This is a genomic window from Nocardia testacea NBRC 100365, assembly GCF_000308775.1.
Taxonomy (GTDB): Bacteria; Actinomycetota; Actinomycetes; order Mycobacteriales; family Mycobacteriaceae; genus Nocardia; species Nocardia testacea.
Genome location: NZ_BAGJ01000059.1, coordinates 16,915 through 29,336 on the forward strand (window position 1 = coordinate 16,915; position 12,422 = coordinate 29,336).

The 12,422-nt window shown below is 67.9% G+C and carries 10 protein-coding genes and 1 tRNA gene; 7 read left to right on the forward strand and 4 right to left on the reverse strand.

Annotated elements, in window-relative coordinates:
* The first annotated feature begins 236 nt into the window (after window positions 1-236).
* Window positions 237-3,086, forward strand: a complete 2,850-nt coding sequence (locus ON38_RS07570) for a P-loop NTPase fold protein (protein ID WP_039823511.1) — start codon at window positions 237-239, stop codon at window positions 3,084-3,086.
* Between the two features lie 52 nt (window positions 3,087-3,138).
* Complete coding sequence (locus ON38_RS07575) at window positions 3,139-3,384, forward strand: hypothetical protein (protein ID WP_039823512.1); 246 nt, start codon at window positions 3,139-3,141, stop codon at window positions 3,382-3,384.
* A 136-nt stretch (window positions 3,385-3,520) separates the two neighbouring features.
* Here ON38_RS07575 and ON38_RS07580 read toward each other — a convergent pair.
* The 4 genes from ON38_RS07580 to ON38_RS07595 all read right to left on the reverse strand — a co-directional run bounded on the left by ON38_RS07580 (window position 3,521) and on the right by ON38_RS07595 (window position 5,257).
* Window positions 3,521-3,592 (reverse strand) — tRNA-Val (locus ON38_RS07580).
* 31 nt (window positions 3,593-3,623) lie between these two features.
* Window positions 3,624-4,088, reverse strand: coding sequence for a peroxiredoxin (locus tag ON38_RS07585; protein ID WP_039823514.1), 465 nt, complete (start codon window positions 4,086-4,088; stop codon window positions 3,624-3,626).
* A 62-nt stretch (window positions 4,089-4,150) separates the two neighbouring features.
* Entirely contained in the window at window positions 4,151-4,573 is a 423-nt protein-coding gene (locus tag ON38_RS07590; protein ID WP_039823515.1) for a DUF3052 domain-containing protein, read from the reverse strand.
* Window positions 4,574-4,702: 129 nt separating this feature from the next.
* Window positions 4,703-5,257, reverse strand: a complete 555-nt coding sequence (locus ON38_RS07595; RefSeq protein WP_039823516.1) for an Rv2240c family protein — start codon at window positions 5,255-5,257, stop codon at window positions 4,703-4,705.
* 243 nt (window positions 5,258-5,500) lie between these two features.
* On the opposite strand from ON38_RS07595, the gene aceE reads away from it, so the two are divergent.
* The 5 genes from aceE (at window position 5,501) to ON38_RS07620 (ending at window position 12,390) form a co-directional block, all read left to right on the forward strand.
* The gene (gene aceE / locus ON38_RS07600; RefSeq protein ID WP_245563954.1) at window positions 5,501-8,311 is read left to right on the forward strand and encodes a pyruvate dehydrogenase (acetyl-transferring), homodimeric type; all 2,811 of its coding nucleotides are present in this window, start codon (window positions 5,501-5,503) and stop codon (window positions 8,309-8,311) included.
* A gap of 10 nt (window positions 8,312-8,321) precedes the next feature.
* Window positions 8,322-9,656 (forward strand): PucR family transcriptional regulator, encoded by a 1,335-nt coding sequence (locus tag ON38_RS07605; RefSeq protein WP_245563953.1) that lies wholly within the window; start codon window positions 8,322-8,324, stop codon window positions 9,654-9,656.
* A 128-nt stretch (window positions 9,657-9,784) separates the two neighbouring features.
* Window positions 9,785-10,699: an ACP S-malonyltransferase gene (locus ON38_RS07610; RefSeq protein WP_039823518.1), complete on the forward strand. Its 915-nt coding sequence runs from the start codon at window positions 9,785-9,787 to the stop codon at window positions 10,697-10,699.
* Between the two features lie 127 nt (window positions 10,700-10,826).
* Window positions 10,827-11,129, forward strand: coding sequence for a meromycolate extension acyl carrier protein AcpM (gene acpM, locus ON38_RS07615; RefSeq protein ID WP_030524039.1), 303 nt, complete (start codon window positions 10,827-10,829; stop codon window positions 11,127-11,129).
* Window positions 11,130-11,139: 10 nt separating this feature from the next.
* A complete protein-coding gene (locus ON38_RS07620; RefSeq protein ID WP_039823519.1) occupies window positions 11,140-12,390 on the forward strand; it encodes a KasA/KasB family beta-ketoacyl-ACP synthase in 1,251 nt (416 codons plus the stop codon).
* Window positions 12,391-12,422: the final 32 nt, after the last annotated feature.

Sequence of the window (12,422 nt, forward strand, 5' to 3'; positions counted from 1 at the left end):
CCGATGCTCTCCCGGGCGGTCGGTTCACCACTCGGTCGTATCGGTGGGAAAGATATTGCGCGCGGTCGGTTCTCGGGCCGGGATGCGATACTGAGCCTCGCTGCGGTGGGGCGGGGCCCGCGCTCCCGCGGGCGGTGGCGACCGGCCGAGCCCGCGTGGTACGGGTCCGGCGGCGATGTAGTGCGGGCAGTGTCGGTCTCGGCGGCGTAGGGCGGCCGAGCGGGGGAAGGGCCGTGATGACGACCTCGGAATCTGTTGTCACCGAACTCGGTGTGGTGGGCGGAACACGGTTCTCGTCCGCGTTGACCGATCGTCCGTGGGAGCTGGATATCGATACCATCGCGGTGTCGGTCGGCTCCGGCGTCGGTTCGCTGGGAGCGGCACTGCGCAGGGCGTATCCGGACGCGGCGTGGAATCTGATCGAGTACGAACTGATCGATGCCCGCCACCCCCGCTTCTTCGCCCTAGGACCCGACCGGCCGGAACAGGCGCTACTGGTCCGGCCCCGCGATACCGCCGACGACGGGGGCGCGCTGTCGGACAACACCCTCCGGCTCGCCACCGCGGAAGCTCTCCGGGCCGCTGCCGAGGGTGGTACGCGGATCCTCGGTCTGCCACTGTTCACCTCCGGAGACCTGAACCGGCCCGCGGCGGCGGTGGCGGCGGTGATGGTCGCCGCGGCAGTGGATCTCGCGAGGGAGCCGGACGGCCTCCGGCTGGACGGTCTCGTCTTCTTCTGCCGGGAGGAGGACGACGCGGCCGCGGTCACGGCGGAATTCGCCCGGGCGGTACCCGATCTGTCGGGTGGACTGGCCGGGAACCTGTCCGCCGATCTGGTCGACCCGAATATCGGCATCCCGCTCGACCGGGACCAGCTCGGCGTCGCGCCCTATGTCTCCATGCTGGCCACCGTCATCGCCGATCGCGAAACACCGCTGCCGTTGTCGATCGGGGTCTTCGGGGCATGGGGTTCGGGCAAGAGCTACTTCATGGCGATGCTGCGCGACCGTATCGAGGGACTCGCCGGGACCGAGGAACAGTACTGCACCGAGATCGTGCAGATCGGTTTCAACGCCTGGCATTACACCGACAGCAACCTGTGGGCCAGTCTCGGCGACGAGATCTTCCGCCAGCTCGCCGGTTCCGAACCGGACACCCGGGAACGGGCCGAGCAGATCCGCCGGGAACTCGCCCAGCGAGTCGACCAGCGCAGGCAACTGGAACTCGCCACCCGTGACGCCGGCGAAACGGCTGCGGCGCTGCGCGCGGAGATCGAAGCGGCCACGGCGGCCCGCGAAACGACCGCCGGCGATCTCCTCGTCGCCTTGCGCGGCTCCGCGGAGTTCCGGCGGCGCGTCGACGGTTTGTGGCACCGGCTGGGGGTCGCGGACGAAGCCGCCCGGGCCCGATTGCTGGCCGAGGAGATGCACGGCACGCTCACCGAGGCCGAGGCGCTGCGGCGGGTGCCGGCCGACCGGCGCGGCCGGATCGCGCTGGCGGCAGCCGTCGTCGTCCTGCTCACCGGACTCCTGGGCGCGGTCCTGGCACCGGCGCTGCGGGACTGGCTGTCCGCGACCATCGTGCTCTTCGGTGCGTGCGCCGGCACCGGGGTCACGCTGCTGGTCCGTGCGCGGACCGGGCTGCAGACGCTGCGGGAGATGGCCGCCGAACTGCACACCGGTATGCGCGGAGCCGCCGATGCGGCGGTGGCGGAGCAGATGTCGGAAACCCTGGACCGGCTGCGGGACGCCGAAGCGCGGCAGAGTGTGGCGCAGGCGCAATTGGACGAAGTCGTCACCCATGTGGGCGAACTCGGCCGCCGGCTGGCCCAGCTGGCGCCGGGACGCCGCCTGCACGACTTCATCGCCGACCGGGCGGGCAGCGCGGACTACTCGGGCAACCTCGGGCTGGTGTCCACCGTCCGCAAGGATTTCGAGCAGCTCGTCGCACTGATGGTGGAATGGCGGACGAGTGACCAGGAGTGGGACCGCTCCCGGCGCCCGGTCGACCGTATCGTTCTCTATATCGACGATCTGGACCGCTGCCGCCCGGCGCAGGTGGTCGAGGTGTTGCAGGCCGTGCATCTGTTGCTGGCCTTCGAACTGTTCGTGGTGGTGGTCGGGGTGGACCCGCGGTGGCTGCTGCGTTCGCTGCGCACCGGCTACGCCGATCTGCTGTCGATGGGTACCGACGACGATCCGGACGCGTTCGGGCGCACCCCGGAGGACTATCTGGAGAAGATCCTCAATATCCCGCTGGTACTGCCGGCGATGTCGTCGGACGGTCTGGGCCGGCTGCTTCGGTCGATGACCGGATCCCATTCCGTATCGGGCCCGCCGGCCGCATCGCCACCGCGACCGCTCACATCACTGCCACCGGCAGCGGACCCAGGGCCGCTCTTCTCGGCGCGAGGCGAGCGGGGAGAGGGTCCGGTTGCGCTCGAATCGGAGCCGCCGGCGCTCGCGCCCGTAGCCGGCGGCGTGATCACGGTCGAGCCCGGTTCCGAAGTCGACCGGCAGCAGCGGGAAGGCCCCCGGACACCGCCGCCACGACCGATGACCGAGGCCGAGATCGCCGCCCTCGCGGCCCTGGACACGTTGATCGAGACGCCGCGCGAGGCGAAACGTCTGGTGAACCTCTACCGGATGGTCCGAGCCACCCGTGACCTCTCCGAAGCGTCCCGTTTCCTCGGGTTCGACGGCCGGCCGGGTGAGTACCAGGCCGTGGTCGTTCTGCTGGGCCTGCTCACCGCCGGTACGCATCTGCTCGGGGTCGTGCTGGACGGGCCGCCGATGGCGGCGGAGCAGATCGACGGCGGTCTGGCGCACCGTGCACCCGGTACCGCGCTGGAACGATTCGTCGCCGATCTGGAACCGCGTCCGAGCGAGAACGGGTGGCGGAACCGTGTGGCCGGGCCGCTGCCGCCGGACCGGATCGACCAGTGGCGCCGCCTGCACCGCGGCCTGGCCCGGGTGGCCGGCAGCACCGATCTGACCGGCCTCACCGAGTTGCAGCTGTGGCTACCGCGGGTCCGGCGGTTCTCCTATGTGCTTCCCGCCGCGGACGCCCGGGGAGCGCCGATGTAGCGAGGACCGCTGGTCCGACCGGCGGCGTCTCGGGCACCGGCGGAACGATGCGGTGGGCGCGGTCCTGCCCGCGCGCACCGCGGTGCCCGCGCTGACGGTCGGCTATCTCTTCGGCTCCGGCGTGATCACCATCGCCGCGCTCGACCGTCTCCAGCAGGGCGAGACCGGCCTGGGGTTGCTCGACTTCGCGATCGCCGGAATATATCCGGCCGTGGCCTTCCTGCTGATAACGCGGAGCGCGCGTACTCACGCCGGGCCGCGCCTGAACCGGTTCGTCCGAGGACGCTCTTGCGCGTAATCGGCGGGGATACGGAACCGTCCAGGCCCCGCCGCCGTGCGGGTCCTGACCCGCTGGGGTCGACCCTCGAAAGCCCACACAAATCCACGTGGGCAGCACTTTCTCGCATCAGGCGAAACCACCTGGCCGTTCTCGGTGGGCGCAGAGGGGTTCGAACCCCCGACCGCTGGTGTGTAAAACCAGAGCTCTACCGCTGAGCTATACGCCCGGGTCCCCCGGAGCGTGTCCGGGGGAACGGTCTATGAATCTAGCGCGGCGAGCGCTTTCTCCCAAGCCGCCTGGTCACGGGGCTCTCCGGGACCGTTCATCTCCGCGAAACGGATGGTTCCCTCGCGGTCCACCACGAAGGTGCCGCGGTTGGCGAAACCTGTCACGTCGTTGAAGACGCCGTACTGCTGGGCCACCGCGCCGTGCGGCCAGAAGTCCGACAGCAGCGGGAAGGTGTAGCCCTGTTCGGCCGCCCAGATCTTGTGGGTGGGCGGGGGGCCCACCGAGATCGCGAGGATCTCGGTGTTGTCGTTCTGGAATCGCGGCAGTTCGTCGCGAACCTTGCACAGCTCGCCCTGGCAGATGCCGGTGAAGGCGAGCGGGTAGAACACGATCAGGACGTTCTTCTCGCCGCGGTAGTCCGACAGCGAGACTTCCTGATTGTTCTGGTCCTTGAGGGTGAACTCCGGCGCCTGGGTGCCGACCTCGAGGGGCATGAGGATCCTCCAAATCTCGGGTGCGCGCACCCCGGCCCGTGGGGTGCGCGAAACTGGGTGGCTCAGCGCTGCTTGGTGGGGGCCTTGGGCTGCACCAGCCGGCTGGCCGACCATTCACCGAGTTTGATGGCCGAGGTCTGGGTGAGACCGGCGGTGGGGGCGGCCTCGGCGATCTCACTGGGATCGACATGGCCCTGGTTACCGGTCTTGGGGGTGAGCACCCAGATGAAGCCGTCGTCGGCGAGTGGGCCGATCGCCTCCATCAATTCGTCGACCAGGTCCCCGTCACCGTCCCGCCACCAGAGCAGGACGACATCGATGACCTCGTCGGAGTCCTCGTCCAGCAGTTCACTGCCGGAGGTCTCCTCGACGTCGGCCCGGAGGTCGTCGTTGGTGTCCTCGTCCCAACCCAGCTCCTGGACAACCATGCCGTGGGTGATGCCAAGCTTCTGAGCGAAATTCTGATCGTCCGCCGCGGCGACCACGGTGGCGTCCTCCTCAACTCCCGACTACAGATATCTGCAAGCGAACATGGTTATCGGCCCTAACGCAAGCCGATCGGGTGGATCGAATTTTATATGTCGTCCGAAACCGCTGGTGACGGGCGATCCGGGTTACTTGGGGCAGGCATCGCGTACCGCGTTGCGCGCGTCGTTGACGCGCTTGCTGGCGTCGTTGAGCGGTCCGACGGGGGAGGCGTAGGTCATCTCCCGGGTGGCCTGGGCGAGGGCCCGGGCCGAGTCGACATAGGCGACGAACTTGATCCGCAACTCCTCGGGCAGCTGTGCGCCCGCGGTGTTCACTCCGCCCTCGACCTGTTTGGCGGCGTCTTCGAGCGCCGTGACGGCACCGTCGCGTTTGGCGTCGTAGTCGGGGGCGTTGTTGTCGTGCGCGTCGACGAACTCGTTGTACTTGCTCACCCCGACGCCGGTGGTGCCGGGGAAGAGAGTGCAGTTGTCGGAGATGGCCTTGTCCCGGGCGGCGGCGATCTGGGACGAGGTGGCGGCGGCGGACGAGGACGAGGCGTATTCGCGATAGGAGGTCGCCTCGGCGGCGTTGGGCGTCGCGATACCTTCGACCTGCTGCGCGCAACCGGCCACGGCGGCGCCTGCGACCAGGGCCGTCGCGGCGCACACCAGTCCGAACCGGCGCGGGTCCAGCCCTTCCATCGTCCTCCCGACTCCTCGGTAACCGCAGTGAGACGTGCCTGTCGAACGGTACTGGATGGGCGGCTGACATGATGATGTGGGACGTGCCACGCCAGTGCGCGGGTACGCCCGGAAAAGTCGTCACGAGTGATCCGCACACCAGCGGGCCATTCGGGGTCACCGCAGCCATCAGCTCGACCACCCCCTGTACGAGGAGCAGTTTTGACCGATCTGATCCACTCTGGCGTCCCGGCGGAATCCGCTGTGCCGGGTTCCGCTCCCACCCCTCGCGACGCCAACGGTGCGCCCGCCGGTGGCCGAGTCCGCGTGATTCGTGAAGGAGTGGCGTCTTACCTACCGGATATAGATCCGGAGGAAACCAGCGAATGGCTCGAGTCGTTCGACGAGATGCTCGAGCGCGAAGGTCCCGGCCGGGCCCGCTACCTGATGCTCCGGATGCTCGAACGCGCCGGTGAGCGGCGGGTCTCCATTCCTTCGCTGACGTCCACCGATTACGTCAACACCATCCCGACCGAGAACGAGCCCTGGTTCCCCGGCGACGAGGAGACCGAGCGGCGCTTCCGGGCCTGGATCCGCTGGAACGCGGCGATCATGGTGCATCGTGCGCAGCGCCCGGGTATCGGCGTCGGCGGGCACATCTCGACCTACGCGTCCTCGGCGGCGCTCTACGAGGTCGGGTTCAACCATTTCTTCCGCGGCAAGGACCATCCCGGCGGCGGCGATTCGATCTTCATCCAGGGTCACGCCTCGCCCGGTATCTATGCTCGCGCCTTCCTCGAGGGCCGGCTGAGCACCGATCAGCTCGACGGTTTCCGCCAGGAGTACAGCCACGGCGGCCTGGGCAAGGGTCTGCCGTCGTATCCGCATCCGCGGCTGCTGAGCGATTTCTGGGAATTCCCGACGGTGTCGATGGGCTTGGGCCCGATGAACGCCATCTACCAGGCGCGGTTCAACCACTACCTGCACGATCGCGGGATCAAGGACACCTCCGAGCAGCACGTGTGGGCGTTCCTCGGCGACGGCGAGATGGACGAACCCGAATCGCGCGGCCTCGCCCACGTGGCGGCCATGGAGGGTCTGGACAACCTGACCTTCGTGGTGAACTGCAACCTGCAGCGCCTCGACGGCCCGGTGCGCGGTAACGGCAAGATCATCCAGGAACTGGAGTCGTTCTTCCGCGGCGCCGGCTGGAACGTCATCAAGGTGATCTGGGGTCGTGAGTGGGACGCCCTGCTGGGCGCCGACCGCGACGGTGCGCTGGTGAACCTGATGAACTCCACGCCCGACGGCGATTACCAGACCTACAAGGCCAACGACGGCGCCTATGTCCGCGACCACTTCTTCGGCCGTGACCCGCGCACCAAAGCGCTGGTGCAGGATCTGTCCGATCAGGAGATCTGGAACCTCAAGCGCGGCGGGCACGACTACCGCAAGGTGTACGCGGCCTACGCGGCGGCGCTGGCGCACAAGGGTCAGCCGACGGTGATCCTGGCCAAGACCATCAAGGGCTACACGCTCGGCAAGCACTTCGAGGGCCGCAACGCGACCCACCAGATGAAGAAGCTGACCCTGCAGGACCTCAAGGACTTCCGCGATCTGCAGCGGATCCCGATCAGCGATGCCGAGCTGGAGAAGGATCCGTACCTGCCCCCGTACTACCACCCCGGCCCGGAGACCAAGGAGATCCAGTACATGCTGGATCGTCGCAAAGCCCTGGGCGGATTCCTGCCGGAGCGGCGTACGAATATCGCACCGCTGAAACTGCCCGGCGACGAGGCGTACAAGTCGGTGCGCAAGGGTTCGGGCAAGCAGAACGTGGCGACCACGATGGCGCTGGTGCGGCTCATGAAGGAACTGCTGCGCGACCCCGAGATCGGTAAGCGCATCGTGCCGATCATCCCGGACGAGGCCCGCACCTTCGGTATGGACTCGTGGTTCCCCTCGCTGAAGATCTACAACCGCAACGGCCAGCTCTACACCTCGGTCGACGCGGAACTGATGCTCGCCTACAAGGAGAGCACGGTCGGGCAGATCCTGCACGAGGGCATCAACGAGGCCGGTTCCACCGCGTCGTTCACCGCGGTCGGCACCTCCTACGCCACCCACGGCGAGCCGATGATCCCGCTCTACATCTTCTATTCGATGTTCGGGTTCCAGCGCACCGGTGACGGGCTGTGGGCCGCGGCCGATCAGCTCGCGCGCGGTTTCGTCCTCGGCGCGACGGCCGGCCGGACCACGCTGACCGGTGAGGGCCTGCAGCACAACGACGGCCATTCGCTGCTGTTGGCGGCCACGAACCCCGCGGTCGTGTCCTACGATCCGGCGTTCTCCTTCGAGATCGCCCATATCGTGCGCGACGGCCTGCGCCGGATGTACGGCGGTACGCCGGGTGTGGACGGGTTCGGTGGGGAGAACATCTTCTACTACCTCACCCTGTACAACGAGCCCTACCAGCAGCCGGCCGAGCCCGAGGACCTCGACGTGGACGGTCTGCTGAAGGGGATCTACCTGTACAAGAAGGGTGGCGCCGGTGATGTCCGGGCCCAGATCATGGTCTCCGGTGTCACCGTGCCCGACGGTCTGCGGGCCCAGCAGTTGCTGGCCGACCACTGGGGTGTGGCCGCCGACGTGTGGTCGGTGACCTCCTGGGGTCAGCTGCGCCGGGAGGCCCTCGAACTCGAGATCGAGGCGCTGCACCATCCGGGCGAGGATCCGGGACAGCCCTACGTGGCCCGGGCGCTGGCCGGTGCCGAGGGACCGTTCGTGGCCGCCACCGACTGGATGCGTGCGGTGCCGGACCAGATCCGCAAGTGGGTGCCGGGCGATTTCACCACCCTGGGCACCGACGGGTTCGGGTTCTCCGACACCCGGCCCGCCGCGCGCCGGGTCTTCAATGTCGACGCGGAATCCATCGTGGTCGCCGCGCTGGCGGGACTGGGCCGGATCGGCAAACTGGACCCCGCGAAGGCCGCCGAGGCCGCCGCCCGGTACCGCATCGACGATGTATCGGCCGCGCCGGAGTTCACCGCCGGCGGCGCCGGAGACGCGGAGTGACGGCGGTTCGATGATCGAACGCAGACCACCGCGGCCGCGCCGGGTCTCCGAGGGCTCCAGCGAGCACGAGGTGTACCTGCCGACCGGCGCGCTGTCGCCGAATCGGCAGACCCGCGACCCGCTACCGGACACGCTGCTCAAACGCGTCAAGCAGTTCTCCGGGCGGCTGTCCACCGAAGCCGTGGGGTCGATGCAGGACCGGTTGCCGTTCTTCGCCGACCTGGACGCCGCGCAGCGCGCCGGCGTGCAGATGCTGGTGCAGACCGCGGTGGTCAACTTCCTGGAATGGCTCCAGGACCCGGATAGCGATATCCGGTTCAGCCTGGACGCCTTCCAGGTCATTCCGCAGGATCTGGCGCGGCGGCTGACGCTGCGCCAGACCGTGGACATGGTGCGGGTGGCCATGGAGTTCTTCGAACAGTGGCTGCCCGCACTGGCGCGTAACGACCGGCAACTGGTCGCGCTCACCGAGGCGGTGCTGCGATACGGGCGCGAGCTCGGTTTCGCGGCCGCCTCGGTGTACGCCAGCGCGGCCGAATCCCGGGGTGCCTGGGATACCCGGCTCGAAGCATTGGTGGTGGACGCGGTGGTGCGCGGCGACACCGGCCCCGACATGCTCTCCCGGGCGGCCACCCTGAACTGGGACGCGACCGCCCCGGCGACGGTCCTGGTGGGCACGCCGCCGCGGGATCAGGGCGTGTCGGTGGTCGGCGCGGTGCACACCATCGCGGCGCGGCACGGCCGGGCGGCGCTGGCGGTGGTGCAGGGCGCCCGTCTGGTGATGGTGGTGAGCGGCCCCCTGGGGGATGCGCTGCACAGCTCGCCGTTCATGGCCGATCTGCTCACCGAGGCGTTCTCGGACGGTCCGGTGGTGATCGGGCCGACCACGCGCACGCTGGGAGCCGCGCACAGCAGCGCCCTGGAGGCGCTGGCCGGGATGGAGGCGGTGATCGGCTGGCGGGAGGCTCCGCGCCCGGTCCACGCCATGGAACTCCTGCCCGAACGAGCGCTGCTCGGTGATCGAGCTGCGGTCGACGCACTTGTCGAGTACCTTGTCCTTCCGTTGGCTTCTGCCGGTTCCGCCCTGGCGGACACCCTGGATGCCTACCTGGAATGCGGCGGTGCGGTCGAGATGTGCGCGCGTCAACTGTACGTTCATCCAAATACTGTCCGGTATCGCCTGAAGCGGATCGGGGAAGTAACCGGTCGTGATCCGCTCAATCCGCGGGATGCGTATGTGTTACGAATCGCCGCCACAGTGGGTCGTTTGACACGAACTCGTAACGAATCGTCATCACAAACCTCAGATGACTCTTTTGTCCCATTGGACAAAGACGGGCTGTAACGCGGACCCCGATTCGGTCGATCCGGACACACCACGCGGGCTTTTGTGGGGACCATACAAAAGCCGTCCGCAAGCTTCATTCACGTCGACATCTCGCAAATGCGGTCTCACAGTGTTTTCTTAGGTACGTGATCGCGTTGTTCGCCCCTGGACAGGGCTCTCAGACACCCGGCATGCTCGCGCCCTGGCTCGACCTGCCAGGCGCTCGTGACCGCCTCGCACTGTGGTCGAAGGAATCCGGTCTGGATCTGATCCGGCTCGGAACCGAAGCGACCGCCGAAGAGATCACCGACACCGCCGTGACCCAGCCGCTCGTGGTCGCGGCCGCGCTGCTCGCCTTCGCCGAGATCGGCGATCGGCGGGTGCCGGCCGACACCATCGTGGCCGGCCACTCGGTGGGCGAACTCGCCGCCGCGGCGGTCGCCGGCGTGATCTCCGCCGACCAAGCGGTTACGCTGGCAGCCATCCGCGGTGCCGAAATGGCGAAGGCGTGCGCGCTGGAGCCGACCGGTATGTCCGCGGTGCTCGGCGGCGACGAGGCCGCTGTGCTGGCACGGCTCGAAGAACTGGAACTGGTCCCGGCCAACCGCAACGCCACCGGTCAGATCGTGGCGGCGGGACGTCTGGACGCACTGGCCGAACTGGCCGCGAATCCGCCGGAGAAGGCCCGGGTGCGGGCGCTTCCCGTGGCGGGCGCGTTCCACACCGAGTTCATGGCTCCCGCCCAACAGGCGGTAGCGGCGGCGATCGCCGAGATCACCCCGCACGAGCCGACTCGTCCCTTGCTGTCGAACGCCGACGGCAAGCCGGTCGAGTCCGGCGCGGACGCGGTGGCTAAGCTCGCCGCGCAGGTCACCCGGCCCGTCCGGTGGGACCTGTGCACCGAAACCGTCCGGAAGGCCGGTGTTTCGGCGGTGGCGGAGTTGCCACCGGCGGGAACCCTCGTCGGCATTGCCAAACGGGAGCTCAAAGGCACGCCGAATCTGGCACTGAAGACCCCGGAGGACATCCCCGCTCTGGCCGAGCTCACGAGCTCCGGCTAGCTTGCCTACGGCCGTGTTTCCGACGAACCCTCGACGGGAGCACGGCACCGAGCGACGTAACCGTGCGTCGTCTCGGCCCGAAGAAATATGTAGAGCCCTACCGAGAAAATTAGAAGGGAGCCACGAAGTGGCCGCTCTGACCCAGGAACAAATCGTCGAGGAACTCGGCAAGATCATCGAAGAGGTTACGGGTATCGAACCCTCCGAGGTGACCGTCGAGAAGTCCTTCGTCGATGACCTGGACATCGACTCGCTGTCCATGGTCGAGATCGCGGTTCAGACCGAGGACAAGTACGGGGTCAAGATCCCGGACGAGGATCTGGCCAGCCTGAAGACCGTCGGCGACGCCGTCGCCTACATCCAGAAGCTCGAGGCGGAGAACGCGGACACCGCCGCCGAGCTCAAGGCCAAGTTCGACAACGCCGAGTAGGGCCGACACCGTGACCACTCCTTCCACCTTGAACGGGAACTTCCCGAACGTCGTCGTCACGAGCCTGGCGGCGTCCACGTCGATCGCGGGTGACGTCGATGCGACGTGGAAGGGTCTCCTCAACGGCGAGAGCGGCATCGACGTTCTCGACGATGACTTCATCGAGGAATACGACCTACCGGTCCGCATCGGCGGCCACCTGAAGGTTCGTCCCGACAGCCTGCTGAGCCGGGTCGAAATCCGCCGGATGGCCTATGTCGAGCAGCTCGCGACCGTGCTCGGCCGCGAGGTCTGGCGCAATGCGGGCAGCCCGGAAGTCGATCCGGATCGGCTGGGTGTGGCCATCGGCACTGGGCTGGGTGGCGGTGACGCGCTCATCGATTCGGTCGACAAGCTGAAGAACGGCGGATATCGCAAGATCTCGCCGCTCGCTGTTCAGATGGTCATGCCGAACGGGCCGTCCGCCGTCGTCGGTCTCGAACTGAAGGCCCGGGCAGGAGTGGTCACTCCGGTCTCGGCGTGCTCGTCGGGCTCGGAAGGTATCGCCAACGCGTGGCGCATGATCGTCATGGGCGATGCCGATATGGTCGTCACCGGTGGCGTCGAAGGTTTCATCGACGCCGTGCCGATCGCCGCGTTCACCATGATGCGTGCGATGAGCACCCGTAACGACGACCCGAAGGGCGCTTCGCGTCCCTTCGACAAGGACCGCGACGGCTTCGTCTTCGGCGAGGCCGGCGCGCTCATGGTCCTCGAAACCGAGGAGCACGCCAAGGCGCGCGGTGCCACCATCCACGCCCGGCTGCTGGGCGCCGGTATCACCTCCGACGGTTTCCACCTGGTCGCGCCGGACCCCGAGGGCACGGGCGCCGCCCGCGCCATGACCCGGGCCATGCAGACCGCGGGTCTGTCCAAGCAGGACATCACCCATATCAACGCCCACGCCACCGCCACCCCCATCGGTGACACCGCCGAGGCGAAGGCGATCAACAAGGCCGTCGGCAATCACGCCTCGGTCTACGCGCCCAAATCGGCGCTCGGTCATTCCATCGGCGCCGTCGGCGCGCTGGAATCCGTGCTCACCGTGCTGGCCATCCGGGACGGTATCGTGCCGCCCACCCTGAACCTGGAGAACCAGGATCCTGAGATCGACCTCGATGTGGTGAAGGGCGAAGCCCGGCGCCAGGAGATCGAGTACGCGATCAACAATTCGTTCGGTTTCGGTGGGCACAATGTCGCGCTCGCCTTCGGCCGGGCCTGACGGTCCGACCGAACTGTTCGACGACCCATAGA

Bases quoted from the DNA above. Each gene is read 5' to 3' on its own strand.
- ON38_RS07605 (WP_245563953.1), top strand. From the start codon at position 8,322: ATGATCGAACGCAGACCACCGCGGCCGCGCCGGGTCTCCGAGGGCTCC.
- ON38_RS07585 (WP_039823514.1), bottom strand. From the start codon at position 4,088: ATGCCCCTCGAGGTCGGCACCCAGGCGCCGGAGTTCACCCTCAAGGAC.
- ON38_RS07570 (WP_039823511.1), top strand. From the start codon at position 237: ATGACGACCTCGGAATCTGTTGTCACCGAACTCGGTGTGGTGGGCGGA.
- ON38_RS07595 (WP_039823516.1), bottom strand. From the start codon at position 5,257: ATGGAAGGGCTGGACCCGCGCCGGTTCGGACTGGTGTGCGCCGCGACG.